Here is a 22,335-nt window from a genome sequence, read left to right as displayed (position 1 = left end):
ATCGTCCGCATGTCAGCGGTGAGTCGGGGTGGCAGAAAGAGAACCGTCGTGCGACGTATTAACGCGCTGCCGAATTACGAGCTCCTCTTCGGAAGCCTGGACTTCCGCCGCGGGGACGAGGCGCGTTCGGCGCTCTCGCCGGCCGCCTACCTGACCGATCTGCTCAGGCTCGTGGAGGAGATCGACGGCCGGGAGCTGCGTCAGCGACGACCCGACCTGTGGGAGGTCCCGCTGGAGGAGGGGACGGAGACCGCCTACCTCGACGTGGTGGTCGAGATCCTCGAACGGCTCGTCGGCGAGCAGCCGTACGAGCGGTTGCGGAGCATGCGCTTCCCGTTCGACAAGCCGTTCAACCTGGCCTACGAACAGCTCGGGCACTTCCTCAAGGCGCGCGGGGCCGGGCGGGAGGAGCTGCCGCGCCTGTTCGGGGCGGCGCGCGCGCAGCTGGCCCGCGAGTTCCTGGGGCTGTCGCCCGAACTGGCCGGCGAGATCACCCAGGCCAGGACGAGCGAGGCCGACCTGCGCGAGGCCTACCACCTGGGCGAGCTGGAGAAGCTCGACGACCTTCAGGAAGCGGCTCGCCTGCGCCGGGCGACCGGATTGTCGGTGCCGGAGCTGGCCGAGCTGACCGGCGGCGGGTACGCGCCCGCGACCGCCGACGGCGGGCGGCTGGTCCAGTCCGGCGACCTCACCCAGGCCGCGTGGCTCGACCGGGCGGCCAGGCTCGTGCGGCTGGCGCGGCGCACCGGGCTGCCGATCGCGCACCTGGACCTGGTGCTGACCGCCCTGTGCTGGTCGCGGCTGGACGGTGTCGCGCTGGAACGGCTGGCGGCGGTACGGCACGCGGAGAAGGCCCTGGGGCTGCCGCTCGACGTCGTGGTCAGCCTGGCCGCCCCGATGACGCCCGCCCTGGCCGCCCAGGTCTTCGCCGCGCAGGGGGCGCCCGGCGACCTGCTGGAGGTGACCGATCCCGAGGTCGCCAAGGCGCTCGGGATCGGGCAGGCCACGCTGGAGCGCCTGCTGACGGGCCTGCCAGGAGACGCCTCCCGTGACGCGCTGCACCGGGCCGCCCGCTACCTGACCTCGCTCGGCCTGACCGCCGACGAGCTGTTCGGCTTCCTGGACGTGCTCGACGGCACCTTGCCCGTCCCGTTCGGCCCGCCGCCGTCGAGCGCCGACGGGCGGCGCATCGTGGCGGAACCCGATCCGGTCGCCGGGTTGTGGCTGGCCCAGGCGCTGCCCGCGCTCGTGTCATGGGCCCGCGCCAACGGCCTGTCGCCCGAGGACGTGGCCGCCTTCGCGGGCGGACCGCCCGCCGCGAAGCAGGAGGAAGAGGACGAACGCGAGGCCGCGGCCCGCGAGGCGCTCGCCGCGCAGGAGGCGGCGCTGGAGCGCGACCTGGCCGAACGCCTGGCCGAACGGCTGGCCCAGGTGTCCGACGGCCCCGACATGTTCCTGTCGCCGCGCTTCGGCCGCCGTGCCTCACGCGCCCTGTTCGAGTCGTTACCGGGCTCCACCCCCTACACGGCCCTGACCGGCCTGTCGTCGGTCGACGCCTCCGACCTGCTGGGCGCCGGCCTGGGCGACCGGCTGGCGGCCAAGGTCTTCACCAACCTGGTCCTGCGCGGCCACCTGTCCTCCGACGGCACCCTCCTGGACGTGCCCGCCGCCCTGGCCACCGACTTCTCCCCCTACCGGGACAAGCTCGCCGAGCTGGTGTCCAGACTGGACGGCCGCTGCTTCCCCTCCGACCTGGCCACCCTGCCCGGCCTCAGCCCGGAACAGCGGGCCGAGCTCTACGACAACCTGGTGTTCAACGGCCACGTCGCCCCCGACGGCGAGATCCTCAACGCGCGTGCGCTCCGCCCCAACGCCGACCTGTCGCTCGTCGAGGCCGACGTGATCGACCTGATCCGCGGCAACCTCACCCGCTACGCCACCGAACCGCTGCGGGCTCGGGTGCCCGCGGAGACGGCCGACTCCCTGGTCCACAACCGCCATCTCACGCCCGGCCTGGACGTGCGTGACAAGGAGGGGCTGCTGGCGCTCACGGCCGCCACTTTCGCCCTCGACCCGCAGTTCGAGGCGGACAAGGCCGACCTCCTCGCCGACCTGCAGGGACAGGTGGCCGCGCACCGCGCCGCGCTGCTGACCTTCCCCGCCGAGGCGTTCGCCGCCCTGGCCGATCGGGCGGTGGCGCGGCGGGTCGTCGCCGCCGGTGAGAGCGACGACCCGATCGTGGTCACCCTGGTCCAGGAGATCGCCGAGCAGCAGCGGCCCTACAGCCTGGACCCGGACGCCCTGGCCGGGCTCGGGCTCGGCGAGGAGGAACGCCGTCACCTGATCGCGGTGCTGACCGACGCGGGCGACCTGGACGAGTCGCTGGCCGTGCCCGAGGACCGGCTCGGCTTCTTCACGCGGCCCACGAGCGTCCTGGACTTCTATCTGCCGGGCATGGAGGACTACATCGCCGACGTGTTCGGCCTGCTGCACTCGGTCGCCGCCGAGCTGCGGGCGGGGGTGGCGGAGATCGAGGCGAAGGTGGCCGCGCGGGCCGCCCGCCGGGAGGGCACGCTGCTGGCCATCGCGCAGGAGGTGCTCGGCGTGCCCGCCGCCGTCGTGGCGGCCGTGTGCGCGGGCGCCGGGGTGAGGCTCGCCGACCTGGCCACGCCGCCCAGGCCCACGCCCGCCGTCCCCGTGCCGCTAGCCGTACCCGGTGGGCCCGCCGTGCCCGGTGGGCCTGGCGCGCCCGCCGACCCGGCCAGGACGGGGCCTGGGCTCGCCTTCCGCCGGGTGCGGGCGTTCACGCTGCTGGCCGCCAAGCTCGGCCTGAGCGCCGCCGAGACGGCGCTGCTCTTCGAGGACCTGCGCCTGGCCGACCGCTTCCCCGAGCCGCTCGCCCTGCCCCCGGAGGTGCGGCGCGTCGACGCCCTCCTCGACGGCTCCGACGGTCACGTCTACGTCTTCAGCGCCGACCGCTTCTGGCGCTACCGCGACCGCAGGCTCGACGGCGACGGCACGATCGCCACCCTGGTCCCCGGCCTGAACCGGGTGGACGCGGCCTTCCGCCACCCCGACGGCTCCGACTGGCTGGTCAGCGGCACTCGCTCCTACGTGCGCGCGCCCGGCGGCGAGCGGTGGGCGCCGCGCGAGCAGGTGTGGGGCCGCATCCGCGATGAGTTCTCCCGCCACCCGGTGCGCGCGGCGATGGTCGACCGCGAGGGCCACGTCCACCTGTTCGCAGGCGACCAGCACGTGCGCTACTCCGGCAGCGGCTTCTCGGCCGTCGACGAGGGCTTCCCCCGTCCGGCCGAGGACTTCGGCGAGCTGGGCTTCCACGGCCGCGACGGCGAGTTCCACCCGTTCGACGGCGAGCACGTGTGGGGCGCCCCTGCCGCCGCCGGCGCGCCGGGCGCGGTCTTCTCCGACGCCTCGGGCGTGCACGTGATCAGGGACGGCCATGTCGTACGGCACAGCGACGGCCTGGAGTTCGACGAGCCGCGCGCCGACGACGGTTACCCGCTGCGCATCGAGACGGCCTTCACCGCGGTGCCCGCCGAGTTCGAGTCGGGCGTCGAGGCGGCCTTCGTCGACGAGCGGGGCGTGCTGCACCTGTTCAAGGAGGGCGACACGGTCGCCCTGACCGGCACCTCGCAGATCGTGCGGACGGCCTCCCGCTGGGGGCGCGGCCGGCCCGCGTTCCCCTCCAACCGGGTGGACGCCGCCTTCGTCGGCCGCGACGGCCGCACCTACCTGTTCAGCGGCGACACCTACCTGCGTTACTCGGGCACCGACTACTCGCGCGTGGACCTGGGCTTCCCTCGCGCGATCGCCCCGGACTGGGGCGGGCTCACGCAGGTCGACGCCGCTCTGGTGCTCGACGGCGAGACGTACCTGTTCGGCGGCGGCCGTTTCGTGCGCTACTCCTCCACCGACTACACCACTCCCGACGAGGGCTTCCCCAAACCGCTGCCGGGCGACTGGTGGAACCTGCCCGACGCGTTCGGCGGCCGGATCGACGCGGTGTTCACCGCGCCCGACGGCCGCACCTACGCCTTCTCCGACACCCTGATGGCCCAGTTCGACCTGCGCCGACGCTGGTGGTCGGCGCCCAGGCAGCTGGAGGACGGCTGGGCCAGCCTGCCCTTCCGCGGCGTGGACTCGGCGTTCGTGGGCCGCGACGGGCGCACCTACGTCTTCCGCGATCGGGAGTACGTGCGCTACAGCACCGCCGACCGCACCCAGGTCGACGACCGCTACCCGGCGCCGGTGGCCTCCTTCTGGGGACAGGTGCGCGACAACCTGGCCCGCACCGGCCAGGTCGACGCCGCGCTCGCGCTCGGCGGGCGCGTCTACCTGTTCTCCGGCGACCAGTACACGCGCTTCACCGGCGAGCAGGCGGACCTGGGCTATCCGCGCGGCCTCGACGCGCTGCGCCAGGAGCCGAGGCTGGCCCACCTGAGGGCGGCGCTCGGCCGGGTCGACGCGGCCTTCGCCGACCGCGGCAACGTCTACCTGGTCAGCGGCTCGACCTGGCACGTCGTCTCCGAGCAGCGCTACCGCGTCTACGACGCGCCCGGCGTGGGCTGCGCGTTCGTCGAGGACGGCAGGCTGCTCGCCGAGTCGCCCGCGGGCTGGGCCCGGCGCGGCGCGGTCGAAGGGCTGGGCGAGGTCTCCGAGCCCGTCCAGCCGCGGGTGCTGCGCGACGTGCCCGAGCGCTTCCGTACCGGGCTCGACGCCGTGCTGATCGGCACCGACGGCGCGAACTACCTGTTCAAGGGCGAGTCCTGCTACGACACGCTGCTCGACCGCGAGTACCCGGTGGCGCAGATGTGGGGGCGTCCGCGCGGTCTCGGCACGGTCGACGCCGCGTTCGCGGGCCGCGACGGCAGGACGTACCTGTTCGGCGGCGAGTACTTCACCGACGGCCGCGAGCCGCGCCGCATCGACGAGGTGTGGGGCGGCCTGAACAGCGTCGGCGTCGCCTACGTCTGGAAGGACGCCACGTATCTGTTCGAGAAGCCGGACGCGGCGGGCGTCATGCGCTACCTCGTCTACTCGGGCGAGGACTACTCCGCGCCCGACCCGGGCTACCCGCGCACCGCCGACGCGGGCTTCTGGGAGACCTCGTCGATCCCGCGGGCGGTGATCGCCCAGGGCGACACGCTGGTGCTCATGAACGGCGAGACGTTCACGCTGCCCGGCGGCGGCCCCGTGCGCCCGATCAGCCAGGTGTGGCGCGGATTCGAGGGCACGCTCACCTCCGCCTACACCATGGCCGACGGCTCGACGTGCTTCTTCTTCGGCGACCGTTTCCGCCGCCACGCCGACGGGCAGCTGGGACCGCTCACCGCGCCCGCCTCGGACTCCTTCACGCGGGTCGACGCCGCCTTCGCCTGGGAGGGCACGACCTTCGTCTTCAGCGGCGACCGCTACGCGCGCTACTCCACCGGGGAGTACGGGCAGGCCGACCCCGGATACCCGCGTCCCGTCGCGGGCAACTTCCGCGCGGAGTGGCCGGGCCTGCCGGAGAGCTTCGAGGACGCGATCACCACCGTGGACGCGATCGTGGCCGACCGGCGCACCCTCTACCTGTTCATGGGCGGGCGCTGCCACGTCGCCTCCCGGGCGCTGAGCGCCTCCTACGACACGCCGCTGGGCCGTACGAGCCCGCTCCAGAGGCCGCTCGACGCGGCCCTGATCGTCGGCGAGCGCACGTACGTGCTGGCCGGTGACCGCTACGCCCGCTACAGCGGCCAGGACTACACCGCCGCCGACGAGGGCTACCCGCGCTCGCTGGCACTGCTCCACGACGACCTGGGGGTCGACCGGCTGCCCGACGCGTTCCTGGGCGGCGTGGACGCGGCCTTCGCGAGCGCAGGCGGCATCCACCTGTTCAAGGGCGGCGCGCACGTGCGCGCCGACGACCGCACCCGGCCCTCGCCGGCGTGGGGCAGGGCCAGGAACGCCTTCGACGGCGGGCTCGACGCCGCCTTCGCCTCCCCTGACGGCGCGATCTACGCCTTCCGCGGCGACCAGTACGTGCGGTACGGCTCCGGCACGCTGGCCCTGGCCGACCCCGGCTTCCCCCGCACGATCAGGGACGACTGGGGCGATCTGCCCAGGCTGTTCGAGGACGGGATCGACGCCGCCTTCACCTTGGGCGGCAGGACATACCTGACCATGTCGGACGACTACGTGGCGCTCGACGGCGAACGGGCCGGCGGGCCGGCCAGGAGACTGGACGAGGGCTGGTCGGACGGCCCCGACTTCCGGCTGGCCGACCTGGTCACGGTCACCCGCTTCGCCTCGCTCAACCCCGCCGTGGCGACCGCCCTGACCACCCCCGACGAGGATCCCTACGCCACCATGGCGGGCCTGTTCGGCTGGGACACCGCCGAGCTCATGTGGGTGCAGCGCACCCTGCCCGCCGACGGCGACGTGGAGTTCGCGCTCAAGGCGGTCGAGCTGTTCCGCCTGGCCGAACGGCTCGGGGCGCCGCCGTCGCGGCTGGGGCACCTCACCGGCGAGCCCGTCAACACGCTCAAGCGCGACGCGCTGCTGTCGGCCGTCCTGTCCCGCGGCGAGGGCGACTCGACCGACCTGTTCGAGCGGCTGCTCATCGACGTGGAGATGGGCGGGCTCGGCCTCACCACGCGGGTGCGCGAGGCCATCGCCGCCGTCCAGCTCTACCTGCACCGCTGCCTGCTGGACCTGGAGCTGGTCGGGGAGGCCGACAGGGAAAGGCTGCGCCGCTGGTGGGGCTGGATGCGCAACTACCGCGTGTGGGAGGCCAACCGGCGGGTCTTCCTCTATCCGGAGAACTACCTGCGGCCCGAGCTGCGCGGCACCAAGACGCCCGGATTCGTGGCGCTGGAGAACGAGCTGATGCAGTCGGGCGTCACCGCGGCCACCGCGCAGCGCGCCTACAAGCGGTATCTCGACGAGTACACCGAGGTCTCGCGCCTGGCGATCGCGGGCGGCTACGTGGAGGCGACCGGCGACGGCGCCCGCAGCCTGGTGCTGTTCGGCCGGACCAGGACCGAGCCGCGCCGCTTCTACCACCGCGACGCGCTCTTCCGAGACGGCGACCGGCTGTCGGCGTCGTGGAGCCCGTGGCAGGAGGTGGACGTCCGCATCGACGCCGAGCGGGTGCACCCGGTGCGCGCCTTCGGCAGGACGTTCGTCTTCTGGGCCGGCGTGGAGGCGCTCCAGCCCAGCGAGGGCTCCGCCGTGGTGGCGGTGCGCTCCACCGGCGACAGCACCCAGGAGGTCTCCTCGCCGCCGGTGTGGCGGCAGGTGAAGATCTACTACTCCTTCCTCAACCTCAACGGCGAGTGGGTGCCCGCCCAGGTACTGGCCACCGGCGCGCCCAGGATCGACCCGATCACGACCGTCACGCTGACCGTGCGGACCGGGCCGCTGCCCGATACCGAGCACGACGCGATCATCGTCGCCTACTCCTCCATGACCGTCACCGGGCCGGTCGGCGCGCAGTTCGGGCTCACCCCCGAGCTGTACGCCGTGCCGATTGACGGCGTGGTGATCCCGCCGCCCGCCGGCGACGTCACCACGATCTTCCACGAGGACGAGGAGGTGCACCCGGCGTCGGTGATCTGGTTCGACAGGCCCGCCGGCTTCGACCGGGGCTCGTGGTTCAGCGTCGACCTCAAGGGCGGCAGCTTCCTGTGCCGCCCGATGTTGCCGCCGCCCGGCGAGATCCCCGCCGACCAGCAGATCAGGGGCAACCAGGACGGCCTGCCGTCCTGGGACCGGATCGACGCGGCCGTGGAACTGCCCAACGGCAACCGCCTGATCTGGGACAACGTCGGCAACCAGTACGCCATGCTGGTGCGCGGGCGCGACAGGGTCGAGCGCATCCAGCAGATCGACCACGTGTGGGGCTTCACCGAGGCCGCCCCGCCGCCCCAGGCCGTCGGACCGACCACGGTCGTCATCGGTGGCCAGACGGTGGTCGTCGTCCCGACTCCCGCTCTGCCCTTCCCCGTCCCCACGGAGCCGCCTCCCACCTGGTCGGGCAACCCCCTGAACCAGGGGGACGACTCGGGCGGGATCTGGGCGCCTCCGCCCGTCCTGCCCGCGCAGCCCGCCGGGACCGGCTGGCGCACGGTGGACGCCGCCTGGATGGAGGGCGAGCACCTGTTCGTCGCCAGCGGCACCAGGCTGGCCCGCTACAGCCTCGACGCCCAGGGCGTCCCCAACAGCGTCATGGACGAGGCCGACGGCTACCCGATGACCATCCCGCGGCCCATCACCGGCGTCATCGGCGGCTACGCCCTGCGCAGCGGCAGCTACGCCAGGGTCGGCGAGTGGATCTTCCGGCCGCTGCGCGGCGAGTGGGCCAACCTGCCCGCCACCATCAGGGGGATCATGGAGTCGCGCGACGGCCTGTACATCTTCCGCAGCCCGACCTACCTGTTCTACCGGGGCGACGCGGGCATCCCGTACCCCCTGACCGGCCTGCCGCACGACATCGTGCGCCTGACCAGCAGCACCGCCGCCCAACTCAACCGACGCCTACTCACCGGCGGCGTCGCGGCGCTGCTCGACACCACGACGCAGGAGACCGACGAACTGCCCGCGCTCGACACCGACACCTCCGACGCGACCACGATCCAGGTCAAGCAGACCCGGGTCGTCAAGGAGTGGCTGCCCGGCCGCTCCCACCTGGACTTCTCCAGCGCCAACGGCACCTACTACTGGGAGATCTTCTTCCACGCGCCGCTGCTCATCGCCCAGGCTCTCAACGCCGCCCAGCGCTTCGAGGAGGCGCGGACCTGGTTCGAGCACGTCTTCGACCCGACCAGGTCCGACCAGTACTGGCGGTTCCTGCCCTTCCTCGGCGCCGACCCCGGCGCCCTGGCCGAGGCGCTGCGGCTGCGCGAGGACAGCGGCCTCGACGGCGCGATCGCGCTGCTGGAGTCGCTGGTGCCGGTCTTCCGCGGCGAGGGCGAGCTGAGCTGGGCCGACCGCCAGGCCCTGGCCGAGCTGCCCGACCTGGCCGCCGGACGCGACCCGTCGGTGGGCGAGGACCTGGCGGTGGCCGCAGGACTGGCCCGCGCCTACGACCTGGCCGGCGACCGCCAGGCGCTGCTGCACGCCTACCTGGAGGATCCGTTCGACCCGCACACCATCGCCGCCCTGCGGCCGGTCGCCTACCGGCGGGCCGTGGTGGCCGGGTACGTCGACAACCTGCTCGACTGGGGCGACCTGCTGTTCCGCCAGTACACGATGGAGAGCGTCGACGAGGCCAGGATGCTCTACCTGCTGGCCCACGACCTGCTGGGCCGCCGGCCCGGCGACCTCGGGGCGCTGCCCGCGGTCGCCGCGCTGCCGTTCACCGGGCTCGACCCCGAGCTCACCGAGGGCGACGCGCTCGGCGGGCTGGTACGGGCACACGCCGGAGCGGTCGACCCCTACTTCCACATCCCGGTCAACCCGTCGCTGGGCGGCTACTGGGACCTGGTCGCCGACCGGCTCACCAAGATCAGGGCCTCGCTCGACATCCTGGGCGTGGCCCGGCCGCTGCCGCTGTTCGAGCCGCCCATCGACCCGGCCGCGCTCGTCGCGCGGGCCGCCGCCGACGGGGCCGCGGCGCCGTATGGAGAGACGGTCGCGGCCGAGGTGCCGCACTACCGGTTCACCACGGTGCTGCGGCGGGCCCAGGAGCTGGCCGACCGGGTGCGCGACTTCTCCGGGCTGCTGCTCGACACGCTGGAGCGGCGCGACGCGGAGGCGCTCGGGCTGCTGGCCGACGAGCACGAGGCGGTCCTGCTGCAGATGACGCGTGCCGTACGGCAGGCGCAGGTCGTCATGGCCGAGGAGAACGTGACGGCGCTGCGCGCAGGGCTGACGGCGGCCGAGAACCGGGTGGCCGCCTACGAGGCGATGATCGCGGCCGGTCCCTCCGCACTGCAGCAGGCGCAGATCGGCCTCATGGCCAGCGCGGCGGCGGCGCACTTCACCGCAAGCGGCCTCAAGATCGGCGCGGCGATCGCGCACGGCGTCCCCCAGGTTCTGCTCGGCCCGTTCATCCTGGGCACGATGTACGGCGGCGACCAGGTCGGCGACGCCCTGGCCGAGGGGGCGGAAGTCGCGGAGTCCCTCGGCGAGGGCTTGCAGGTGCTCGGCGAGGTGCTGGGCGTGCGGGCCGAGCACGAACGCTCGGAGCAGGACTGGCGGCTCCAGGCCGACACCGCGCGCGGCGAGGTGGCCCAGATCGCCGCCCAGGTCGTCGGCGGCGAGGCGGGCGTGATCTCGGCCCGCCGCGAGCTGGAGATCCTGGAGCGGCAGATCGGCCAGCAGCAGGCCGTCTCGGCGTTCCTGCGCGGCAAGTTCACCGGCGGCGAGCTGTACCAGTGGATGGCCTCGCGCATGGCCGAGCTGAGCTTCCAGGCCTACGGCACCGCCCACGACCTGGCCAAGGCGGCCGAGCGTGCCTTCGAGTTCGAGCGCGGCACACCCGCCCCGGCGATCAGGCCCGCCGCCTGGGACAGCCGTCGCGCAGGCCTGCTGGCCGGGCAGACGCTCGGCGCCGACCTGGACCGGCTGGCCCGCGCCTACGCCGACTCCGACGGCCGCCGCCTGGAGATCACCCGCCGCGCCTCGCTGCTGGAGGTCGACCCGGTCGCGCTGCTCACCCTGGTCAGGACCGGCTCGTGCGAGTTCACCCTGTCGGAGGAGTTCTTCGACCACGACTTCCCAGGCCTGTACCGGCGGCAGCTGCGGGCGATGGCGATCTCGTTCGAGACCGCCGACGGCCAGACGCTCACGCCGAACGCCCTGCTCACCCAGCTGTCGCACCGCACCCTGCTCGCGCCCGACCCGCGGGCCGCGCAGTGGCTGCTCAGCCCGCAGGGCCCGGCCCCGGCCCAGGTGCGCTCCGACTGGCGCGCCGGCCAGCGCATCGCGCTGTCGCACGTGGCGCAGGGCTGGGAGAACAACGGCCTGTTCGAACTGCGCTACGACGACGAGCGCTACCTGCCGTTCGAGGGCACCGGCGCGATCTCCACGTGGCGGCTGGAGCTGCCGGGCCTGCGCTCGGCCGACCGGCCCGCCGGCCTGCACGACGTGGTGCTCACCGTGCGCTACACCGCCGAGCACGGCGGCGACACCTTCGCCGCCGCCGTCAAGGGCATGCTCAAGCCGTACGGCGCGGCCGTCTGCCTCGACGTGCCCGCCGCCTTCCCCGACGCGTGGGCCTCGGCCGGGTCCACGCTCATGCTGCCCCTCACCCCGGCGCACCTGCCGGATCTGCACGGGCGGCAGATCACGGGCCTGTACGCCGTCTACGACGGTGAGGCGCGGCTGACGCTGGACGGCACCGCACTGCCCGACGGCCGGCTGGTCCCCACCCCGGGCCTGTCGCTGGGTGCCGCCGGGCTGCGGCTGGGGTGGTCGGGCGAGCGTGAGTCCCTGCGCGGGCTGCGGCTCGTGCTCACCTACCGCGCCGGGTTGCGCTGACCTTTCCTCAGGAGGAGAACCGTGTCCAACACCCCGACCGGGTCGCGCAGCCCGTCACGCTCGCGCAGCACCTCCCGCTCGCCCTCGCAGAGTCGTGGCACCTCGCCCAGCCCGCCGCCCACCCCTGGGCGCGACATCGAGGGCCTCTACAACGATGACGTGGACCCGATCCAGACCGACGATCAGGACCAGCAGGTGATCACCAAGAGAGACGACTCCCCTCACGACTCGCAGGCCGAGGACAACCTGGACGAAGACAACGACGACAACGAGGAGAACGACGAGAACGACGAGAACGACGACGAGGAGGATGACGGGGACGACGACTCGGTCGCGTCGGACACGGCCGAGCAGATGATCGCCGCCGACACGCGGCAGGAGCTTCCCTACACCCGGGCCGACGTGCGTAACTTCCTCGTCAACGACATGAAGTTCACCTCGGCGGCCGACCCGTTCGAAATCATGGACGCCATCTCCAAATTCGACAATCCCGGCCATCCCCTCGTCTGGCAGGCCGTGAGCGACGTGCTCAAAGTCACCGCCGGTGGATGGGCGGGCACGCTGGCCGCGGCGACGCTGAACTGCGCCCGGGCGGCGGACATCGACCTGCACGACAGGGTCAAGACGTTCTGCGACCAGAACGGCCTCGATTACGCCGAGTTCGTGGCCGCGCTGAAGGACGAGGGCCACCCGCTGTTCGGCAAGCCGAACAAGGCGCCGCGCAACCTCTTCGAGGCCGGCTGGCGGGACATGGACCCGAAGGTCGCCGGGCTGGTCAAGACGCAGCTGGGGGCGCGGCACAAGTCGATGCGCGCCGCGATCAACCAGAACCAGCCGCCGCCGACGTCGCTGACCACCTCGGGTAGTCCTGAGCAGCACAGCCTCGACCGGCTGGCCTGGGTGCTGGCCACCCTCCGCTCCCAGCGTCAGTGCGTCGCCGTCGCCAAACTCAAGACGCACGAGCTGCGACTGTTCGCCAACAAGCCCGACGACCGGATGGAGGCCGACTTCAGGCGTCTGCTCCAGGCGGCCGACGAGCAGCTGACCGGCGTGCAGGAAATGACGCAGTCCCTGCTCGACGACATGACCAAGAAGCCGCTGCGGGGCATGACGCAGGAGAAGACCGACCAGACGAGCCTTCGGCGGCTCACCAAGACGCTCAAGTACCTCACCCAGCTCAGCCAGGACTGGGCGGACCTGCGCGTCATGGCGCACACCGCGCAGAACCAGCACGGCCACAAGTCCGACCACGTCCATGCCGAGACCCAGGCGGGCGCGCTCGTGGTGAAGCGCAGGATGAATCTGAAGCAGAACACCGCGACCAAGCCCGTCGTTCAGCAGCCGCAGCAGCTCGACGCCGACCTCGCCCAGCTCAACGGCGCGGCGGCCCAGACCCAGCAGATGGTCGCGGCCGCACAGGTCACCAGGGACGTGCAGGAGGCCGAGTTCGCCATCGGCATCTCCAAGCTGTGCTGCTTCTACTGCTGGCTGATGCTCAGTGCCGTGGCCGAGACCGAAGGGCTCGACGTCACCGTCTCCTCCACCCACTTCGACACCTACAAGTGGCCCCTGCCCGCCGAGCTCACCTCCGCGGAGATCCTCCGGGCCTTCCTCGGCATCCCCGCCTCCGGCGGGACCCCAACGGAGCAGGCACTCAACGCCACCCTGATGTCCACGGACGGAGCCCGGAAGATCGCCTCGGCGATCCAGAACATGAAGCTGCCGGCCAAGGCGGACGCGATCTCCGACTACTACTCCAGTGGCGAGGACGAGGGCGACGACGAGGACACGCCGATGGCACCCACCACGACTGACGACGAGGCCGACGACCCGCCGCCCGTCCAGCCCGCGACCCCTCCGCCATCCCCTCCGCCGGTGACGCCCAAGCTCCTCTTCACGATCAAGTTCAACAACAAGCCCGCGGCGGCGGTACCGGCCACCAAACCGATCCAGACAGCGATCACCAAGCAGTCGCAGAAGCCGACACCCACGGTGGTGCCCACCCGCCGCTCCACCCGCACCACCGCCATGGCGTCGAACGCGAATCTCCGGCAGGCACTGCTGGAGGAGAAGAAGCCCGAGAACTGGAACGGCTGATGCCGCGTAGCCACCCGAGGCACCCCCCTATCAGACCCCAGATCGAGTGCCTCGGGTGCGTTTTCTCCCGCCCGATGTGGTTAGCTCGTTTGTGGGTTTCCTACAATGCGGCGGCTCTGTCCTGCGCGATGCGGACATTGGTGAACAGGTAACAAATCGAGCAAGCTATCGAGTAGGCAGGCGACGCTCCGGGACCCGGACGTCGCCTTATGCGTGAGTTAGCTTGGGAGGCTCAACCGGTGTTCAGTCGAGTGGCCATCGTCAACCGCGGAGAGGCCGCGATGCGGCTCATCCACGCCGTTCGCGATCTTTCCGCCGAGACGGGGACCCGGATCGAGACGGTCGCCCTCTACACCGACGCCGACCGTAACACGACGTTCGTGCGCGAGGCCGACATCGCCTACCCCCTCGGGCCCGCCTCCGCCAGGCCGTACCTCGACCTGGCCGTCCTGGAGCGGGCACTGGTGGAGTCCGGCGCCGACGCGGCCTGGGTCGGGTGGGGCTTCGTCGCCGAGGACCCCGCCTTCGCCGAGTTGTGCGACAAGATCGGCGTGACGTTCGTCGGTCCGAGCGCCGAGGCGATGCGCCTGCTCGGCGACAAGATCGGCGCCAAGCTCATCGCCGAGGAGGTGGGCGTCCCCGTCGCGCCGTGGAGCCGCGGCGAGGTGGCCACGCTCGACGACGCCCTGCGCGCCGGCGACGAGATCGGCTACCCGCTGATGCTCAAGGCGACCGCGGGCGGCGGCGGCCGCGGCATCCGCATGGTCGCCTCCCGCGAGGAGCTGACCGACGCCTACGAGCGCACCAGCCAGGAGGCGCTGCGGGCGTTCGGCTCCGGCGTGGTCTTCCTGGAGCGCCTGGTCACCGGCGCCCGCCACGTCGAGGTGCAGGTCATCGCCGACGGCCAGGGCACGGCCTGGGCGCTGGGCGTGCGCGACTGCTCGGTGCAGCGGCGCAACCAGAAGATCATCGAGGAGTCGTCCTCCCCCGTCCTGGGTCCCGAGCAGACGGGCGAGCTGAAGGCCGCGGCCGAGCGGCTGGCCCTGGCCGTGGGATACCGCGGCGCCTGCACTGTGGAGTTCCTCTACCACCCGGGCGAGAGGCTCTTCGCCTTCCTCGAGGTCAACACGCGCCTCCAGGTCGAGCACCCGATCACCGAGATCACCACCGGCACCGACCTGGTCAGGCTGCAGCTGCACGTGGCCTCCGGGGGCAAGCTGGAGGGCCCGCAGCCGGCCGAGCTCGGCCATGCCGTCGAGGCGCGGCTCAACGCCGAGGACCCCGACCGCGACTTCGCGCCCGCGCCCGGCCGCATCGCCCGCCTGGTGCTGCCCGCCGGACCGGGCATCCGCGTCGACACCGGCGTCGGCGAGGGCGACACCATCCCGGCCGACTTCGATTCCATGATCGCCAAGATCATCGCCTACGGCCGCGACCGCGACCAGGCCCTCGGCAGGCTGCGTCGCGCCATGTCCGAGACCACTGTGATCATCGAGGGCGGCGCCACCAACAAGAGCTTCGTGCTCGACCTGCTCGACCAGCCCGAGGTCATCGACGCCTCCGCCGACACCGGCTGGATCGACCGCGTGCGCGCCGAGGGCCGCCTGATCAGCCACCGCCACTCCGCCGTCGCCCTGGCCGCCGCCGCGATCGAGGCCTACCTCGACGAGGAGGAGGTCAGCATCCAGCGGCTGCTGTCCACCGCCCACGGCGGACGCCCGCAGGTGCAGCACGACACGGGCCGCCCGCTCGACCTCAAGCTGCGCGGCGTCGGCTACCGGGTGAGCGTCGCCCGCGTCGGCCACAACCGCTTCCGCGTCGGCGTCTCCGGCGGCGGCCAGGTGCACCCCGCCGACGTCGAGATCGAGCGGTTCGACGAGCACAGCGGCCAGATCACCGTCAACGGCCGCCGCTTCCGCCTGGTGTCCGACACCCACGGCCCCATCCACCTGGTCGAGGTCGACGGCGTCACCCACCGCATCAGCCGCGACGAGGGCGGCGTCGTGCGTTCCCCCGCCCCCGCCCTGGTCGTGGCGACGCCCGTCGCGGCCGGTGACGAGGTCGAGGCCGGCGCCGCGATCCTGGTGCTGGAGAGCATGAAGATGGAGACGGTCATCCGCGCTCCGTTCCGTGCCCGCGTGCGCGAGTGCCCGGTCTCCGCCGGCACCCAGGTCGAGACCGGCGCGCCCCTCATGCGGCTGGAGCCGCTGGCCGACGAGGGCGCCGGCCAGGCCGAGGCGGCCGCCGAGAGCGTCGAGATCGAGCTGCCCGCCGAGCCGCAGGCCGGATCCGCGGCCGAGCGCGTCGAGCGCGGCCTGCAGGACCTGTGCAGCCTCCTGCTCGGCTTCGACGTCGACCCGCTCGACGGCAGGCGCGTGCTGTCCGACTACCTGAGTGCCCGCGCCGAGCTGGGCGGACGCCTGCTCGAAGGCGAGCTGGAGCTGCTCACCGTCTTCGCCGACCTGTCGGAGCTCAGCCTCAACAAGCCGGTCGGCGGGCTCGACCTGGAGCCCGACAGCCCGGTGCACAGCCCGCGCGAGTTCTTCCACGGCTACCTGCGCAGCCTCGACGTCGAGCGCGCCGGCCTCACCGACGACTTCCAGGCCAAGCTCGCCAAGGTGCTGGCCCACTACGGCGTCGACGGCCTCGACCGCACCCCCGAGCTCGAGGCGGCGGTCTTCCGCGTCTTCCTGGCGCAACAGCGCATGAGCAGCGACGTCGGGATCGTCTCCGAGCTGCTGCGCCAGTGGCTGTCCGACTCGCCGCCGCTGGAGTCGCTCAGCGAGCGCGCAGGGCTGACCCTCGAGCACCTGGTCGAGGCCACCCAGGTGCGCTTCCCGACCGTCTCCGACCTGTCCCGCAGCGTCGTGTTCCGCTGGTTCGCCCAGCCGCTGCTGCGCCGCACCCGCGCCACCGTCTACGCCTCCGTCCGCGCCGACCTCGGCTACCTCGACCGCAACCCCGGCGCGCCCGACCGCGCCGAGCGCATCCAGGCCATGGTCGCCAGCTCCGAGCCGCTCGTGCGGCTGATCGGCCAGCGCATCGGCCGCGCGGGCAGCGACCACGCGCCGCTGCTCGAGGTGCTGACCCGCCGCTACTACGGCAACCGCTCGCTGTCGGAGGTGACCGTCCGCGAGAGCGAGGGCTGCCGGTTCGTCAGCGTCGACCACACCGGCGTGCGCGGCGTCACCCGCGTGGTCACCACCGCCGTCGACATCAGCTCGCTGCCCGCCGCGATCGCCGCCCTGCGCGAGTTCGCCGCCGAGGCCGAGGGCGTGGCCGCGCGCGGGCTGGTCGCCGACCTCTACATCACGTGGGAGGGCCAGCCCGACGCCGACGCCATGGCCGTACGGCTCGGCGAGCTGCTGGCCGAGCACGCCACCTCGGCCGGCATCCGCCGCATCACCACCACGGTCGCCGGACGCAGCGGCGCCGTCATGCACCACCACTTCACCTACCGCCCCGACGGCGCGGGCTTCGCGGAAGACCGCCTGATCCGCGGCCTGCACCCGCAGATCGCCCAGCGCCTGCAGCTGGAGCGGTGGCGCGAGTTCGACCTCACCCGCCTGCCGTCGACCGACGAGGAGATCTACCTCTTCAAGGCCGTCGCCCGCAGCAACCCGGCCGACGAGCGGCTCATCGCCCTGGGCCAGGTCCGCGACCTGACGGCGCTGCGCGAGTCCGACGGCCGCCTGGTCGCGCTGCCCTCGGTCGAGGACGCCCTGGCCGCCGGGCTGGAGGCGATCCGCACCATCCAGATGCAGCGTCCGCAGAACAAGCGGTTCGACACCAACCGGATCATGATGTATGTCTGGCCGTCGGCTGAGCTGACAGCCGACGAGCTGAACGCCCTGGTCGAGCGCATCCTGCCGACCACGGCCGGCGCGGGGCTGGAAGAGGTCCTGTTCGTGGCCCGCCAGCGCACCGCCGCCGGCGAGCTCAGCGAGGTCGCCGTGCAGATCACCCTCGACCCGGGCCGCGGGGCGAGCCTGCACGTCGGGAAGCCGACCACCGAGCCGGTGCAGCCACTCGACGCCTACCGCCAGAAGGTGCTGCGCGCCGCCCGGCGCGGCAACGTCTACCCCTACGAGCTGACCGGCATGCTCGCCGGGCCCGAGGGCACCTTCATCGAGCACGACCTCGACGAGCACGGCGTCCTGGTGCCGGTCGTCCGGCCGCGCGGCGAGAACACCGCGGCGATCGTGGCCGGAGTCATCTCGACACCGACCTCGCGCAACCCGGAAGGCGTCACCCGCGTGGTGCTGCTCGGCGACCCGACCAAGGCGCTCGGCGCCCTGTCGGAGCCCGAGTGCCGACGCGTGATCGCCGCCCTCGACCTCGCCGACCGCATGGGCGTGCCGCTGGAGTGGTTCGCGCTCTCGGCGGGCGCGCGGGTCTCGATGAGCTCCGGCACCGAGAACATGGACTGGGTCGCCGCCGCGCTCAAGCGCATCGTCACCTTCACCCAGGCCGGCGGCGAGATCAACATCGTGGTCGCGGGCATCACCGTGGGCGCCCAGCCGTACTGGAACGCCGAGGCGACGATGCTCATGCACACCAAGGGCATCCTGGTGATGACGCCCGACTCGGCGATGGTCCTCACCGGCAAGCAGTCGCTCGACTTCTCCGGCGGCGTCTCCGCCGAGGACAACGTCGGCATCGGCGGCTACGACCGCGTCATGGGCCCCAACGGGCAGGCGCAGTACTGGGCGCCCAACCTGGCCGCCGCCCGCGACGTGCTGATGTCCCACTACGACCACACCTACGTGGTGCCGGGCGAGCAGGGCCCGCGCCGCACCCACACGGCCGACCCGATCGACCGCGACGTGCGCGACTTCCCGCACTCGGCGCCCGGCAGCGACTTCACCACCGTCGGCGAGATCTTCTCGGCCGAGCACAACCCCGACCGCAAGAAGGCCTTCGACATCCGCACGGTGATGCGCGCCCTGTCCGACCAGGACCAACCGGTGCTGGAGCGCTGGGCGCGGATGGCCGACGCCGAGACCTCCGCCGTGCAGGACGTGCACATCGGCGGGCGGCCGGTCTGCCTCATCGGCATCGAGTCGAGGCCGGTGCCGCGCCGCGGCTTCCCTCCCACCGACGGGCCCGACACCTACACGGCAGGCACGCTCTTCCCGCTGTCGTCGAAGAAGACCGCGCGGGCGATCAACGCCGCCTCCGGCAACCGGCCGCTGGTGGTGCTGGCGAACCTGTCGGGCTTCGACGGGTCGCCGGAGTCGATGCGCAAGCTGCAGCTGGAGTACGGCGCCGAGATCGGGCGGGCGATCGTCAACTTCGAGGGGCCGATCGTGTTCTGCGTGATCTCCCGCTACCACGGGGGCGCGTTCGTGGTGTTCTCCAAGGCCCTCAACCCGAACATGACCGTGCTGGCGCTGGAGGGGTCGTTCGCCTCCGTGCTGGGCGGCGCTCCGGCGGCGGCGGTGGTCTTCTCCGGCGAGGTGAACAACCGCACCGCCAACGACGCGCGGGTGACCGACCTGCAGGCGCGGATCTCGCGCGCCGAGGGGGCCGAGCGGGCGTCGCTCACCGCGCAGCTGCCGGAGGTCCAGGCCGCCGTGCGGGCGGAGAAGCTGGGCGAGGTGGCGGCGGAGTTCGACCGGGTGCACAGCATCCAGCGGGCCGTCGAGGTGGGGTCGGTCGACGCCATCATCAGCGCGGCGGAGCTGCGGCCGCGCATCATCGAGGCCATCGAGCAGGGCCTGTCCCGCTGATCCGCGGCCGGCGAGGGCCTCATGCGGGCCCTCGCCGTACCCGGCGTCGTGTCAGAGGTTCTCGTCCGAGGTCAGCAGGTCGCGGGTGAAGCGGTAGGTCGCCCATCGCATCCCCACCACGTGCCCGTCGCCGTCGCGGACGAGCTCCAGCCGCTCGCCCACCTCGCGGCCCTCGGTGGCGCGCAGCAGGTCGGCGCCCTCCGGCGCGAACACGGTCGGCTTCATTCCCGGCACCCGCATCTCCAGGCGCCCGCCGCTCCAGTGGAAGACGAACCGGTGCCCCTCCGACCACCACGGCCCCAGCGCCGAGGCGTACTCTGCGGGCGCGGCCTCGCCGGGCGTCCACGGGGCGACGTCGACCGGGTCGTGCTCCAGCGAGACGGCGATCAGCCGGTGCGGCAGCGCGGGCACACCGTCGGCGTTCGACGACGAGCCCAGGACCGCCGCGCCGATCCGGTTGGCGGCGTCGTAGATCACCCCCGCCAGGAATCCGGGCATCGCGCCCCCGTGCCCGGCGTGGGTGCGGCCGTCGTCCTGGCGCTGCACGCTGATGCCCAGCCCCCAGGCGCGGTTCCAGTCGACGAACGCCTGCGGCCTGGCCATCTCCCGTGCCGTCTCGGGTGCCAGCACCGCGGGGTCGGGGTCGGCCAGGAACAGCGCCCATCTGGCCATGTCGCCGGCCGTACTCCACATCTGGGCGGCCGGGGCCAGGCCGCCGGTGTCGAAGTGCGGTTCGGGGCGCACGGCGTCGGTGTAGGCGTCGACCAGGTAGCCCTGGGTGACCGGCGGGCGGGGCCGCACGGTGGTGTCGGCGAGCCCGAGCGGCTCTAGGAGGCGCTCGGCCAGCGCGCGTTCCCAGGTGGTGCCGCGTTTGGCGGCGACGAGGTGGCCGAGCAGGGCGTAGGCCAGGTTGGAGTAGTGCCAGCGGTCGCCGGGCGCCAGCACGGCCTCGGCCTTGCCGACCTCGGCGATCAGCCGTTCGTCGGCGGGCACGTCGATGGTGTCCCACACCTGGCCGTACGGCTCGCGCTGCAGCCCGGCCGTGTGCGACAGCAGGTCGCGGACGGTCAGGTCGCCGTGGGAGGGCACGTCGAGGTGCGTGCCGAGGGGGTCGTCGAGCCCGAGCAGCCCTTCGTCCCTGAGCTGCATCACGAGCACGGCGGTGAAGGTCTTGGTGACGGAGCCGATGCGGAACTGCTCGTGCGGCCCGGCGTTGAGCCTGAACTCCCAGTCGGGGCGGTCGGCCCTGGCCACGGCCGCGGCGATGGCGGGCACCCGTTCGTCGGCCTGCAGCCGTCGTACGAGCCGTTCGCACTCTCGTTCCGCCGCGTTACCCACGTTTCGTCCTTTCGTCGGCTGGATGGCCCCAACGTACCGAATCGTCATCGGCCTGCCCGCCATCCGGTGACGGGCCGCCAGCAGCTACCGTTGACCTGTGATCCACCGCAGCCTTATCGTCGCCGAGCACCGCGGCTTCCGCCCGCTGATGCTGGACCTGGTCGTGCCCGACAAGCCCGGACCCCATCCCGTGCTGCTCTACATGCACGGAGGTGGCTGGCTGGGCGGTTCGCCGCGCATCCGGCCGGGATGGTGGGGCGAGCACGATCCCATCGCGCAGGCCGTGGCGGCGGGGTTCGCGGTGGCGCTGGTGGAGTATCGCATGAGCGCGGAGGCCGTCTTCCCCGCGCAGCTCGATGACGTGCGGGCCGCGCTGGCGTGGGTGCGCGAGCACGGCGCCGCCTACGACCTGTCGGGCCGGATCGGCACGTGGGGCGAGTCGGCGGGCGGCCAGCTGGCCGCGCTGGTCGCGCTGACCGATCCGGGCATCGGGGCGGCCGTGGGCTGGTACCCGGTGACGAACCTGCTCAGCGTTCAGGCGCAGACGGGGCCCGGCTCGACGCTGGACCACGACGCGGCAGACTCGCCCGAGTCGCTGCTCATCGGCGCTCCCGTGCAGGAGGCGCCCGACCTGGCCAGGGCCGCCAGCCCCGTGTCGTACGCGCACGCGGGAGCGGCCCCGACGCTGCTCGTGCACGGCGACGCCGACCGGCTGGTGCCCTGGCGGCAGAGCCAGGAGCTGGCCGAGGCGCTGACGGAGACCGGGGCGCAGGCCGAGCTGCTGATCGTGCGGGGGGCCGATCACTGCTTCGTCGGCGCCGACCTGGGCGAGCCGATCCGGGCCAGCCTGGACTTCTTCGTCAGGCATCTGACCGGCTGACGGACGAACACGGGGGGACCTCATGGAGACCACGGGGCGCATGCCCGCCATCTACCTGAGCCACGGCGCTCCGCCGCTGGCCGACGACCCGGTCTGGCCCGGCGAGCTGGCCGCGTGGTCGGCGGCTCTGCCCAGGCCCGCGGCGATCCTCATGGTCTCGGCCCACTGGGAGGAGGCGCCGCTGGCCCTGGGCGCCACCACCACCGTCCCGCTGGTCTACGACTTCTACGGCTTCCCCGAGCACTACTACCGTGTCACCTATCCGGCACCGGGCGCGCCGGAGCTGGCCGACTCGGTGCGCAAGCTGCTGCGCGCGCCGGGCACGCCCGTGCAGGACGTCCCGGAGCGCGGCCTCGACCACGGCGCCTACGTGCCGCTGGTGGAGATGTATCCCGATGCCGACGTCCCGGTCCTGCAGATCTCCATGCCGACGCTCGACCCCGCGCGGCTGATGGAGGTCGGGCGCAGGCTGGCGCCGCTGCGCGACGAGGGCGTGCTGATCGTGGGCTCGGGATTCTTCACCCACAACCTGTCCGCGCTGCGTTATTCGGGCGTGCCCGGCTGGTCGGCGGAGTTCGACGACTGGGGCAGGCGGGCGCTGGAGGCCCGCGACGTCGACGCGCTGCTGGACTTCGAGCACAGCTCGCCGGCGGGGCGCATGGCCCACCCGCGCACCGAGCACTTCGCGCCGCTGTTCGTGGCGATGGGCGCGGCCGACGCGGCCGGAGGCCTCGACGGCGACAGCAGCGTGATCGACGGGTTCTGGATGGGGCTGGCCAAGCGGTCGGTCCAGTTCGGCTGATC

Annotated in this window: 6 protein-coding genes; 5 read left to right on the top strand and 1 reads right to left on the bottom strand. The window is 72.8% G+C overall.

Features of this window, described 5'->3' with window-relative positions; all coding sequences use genetic code 11:
* The first annotated feature begins 48 nt into the window (after positions 1-48).
* From ACIBH1_RS27945 to ACIBH1_RS27935, 3 genes are all read left to right on the top strand, one after another.
* Positions 49-11,484, top strand: a complete 11,436-nt coding sequence (locus ACIBH1_RS27945) for a hemopexin repeat-containing protein (protein ID WP_397316910.1) — start codon at positions 49-51, stop codon at positions 11,482-11,484.
* A 21-nt stretch (positions 11,485-11,505) separates the two neighbouring features.
* Complete coding sequence (locus tag ACIBH1_RS27940; protein WP_397316909.1) at positions 11,506-13,581, top strand: hypothetical protein; 2,076 nt, start codon at positions 11,506-11,508, stop codon at positions 13,579-13,581.
* Positions 13,582-13,820: 239 nt separating this feature from the next.
* Positions 13,821-19,313, top strand: coding sequence for a biotin carboxylase N-terminal domain-containing protein (locus tag ACIBH1_RS27935; protein WP_397316907.1), 5,493 nt, complete (start codon positions 13,821-13,823; stop codon positions 19,311-19,313).
* 51 nt (positions 19,314-19,364) lie between these two features.
* On the opposite strand, the gene ACIBH1_RS27930 is transcribed toward ACIBH1_RS27935, so the two are convergent.
* On the bottom strand, positions 19,365-20,651 hold the full coding sequence (locus ACIBH1_RS27930) for a serine hydrolase domain-containing protein (RefSeq protein WP_397316906.1): 1,287 nt from the start codon (positions 20,649-20,651) through the stop codon (positions 19,365-19,367).
* A 97-nt stretch (positions 20,652-20,748) separates the two neighbouring features.
* On the opposite strand from ACIBH1_RS27930, the gene ACIBH1_RS27925 reads away from it, so the two are divergent.
* Positions 20,749-21,531, top strand: coding sequence for an alpha/beta hydrolase fold domain-containing protein (locus ACIBH1_RS27925; RefSeq protein WP_397316904.1), 783 nt, complete (start codon positions 20,749-20,751; stop codon positions 21,529-21,531).
* Between the two features lie 22 nt (positions 21,532-21,553).
* Positions 21,554-22,333 carry a dioxygenase gene (locus ACIBH1_RS27920; protein WP_397316903.1) on the top strand — a complete coding sequence of 260 codons (780 nt, stop codon included), beginning with the start codon at positions 21,554-21,556 and terminating at the stop codon, positions 22,331-22,333.
* Positions 22,334-22,335 lie beyond the last annotated feature (2 nt).

The organism is Nonomuraea sp. NPDC050663 (assembly GCF_044456985.1).
Taxonomy (GTDB): Bacteria; Actinomycetota; Actinomycetes; order Streptosporangiales; family Streptosporangiaceae; genus Nonomuraea.
The sequence above is the reverse complement of the archived record's forward strand: the minus strand, read 5'-3'. Positions and strand labels throughout refer to the sequence as shown.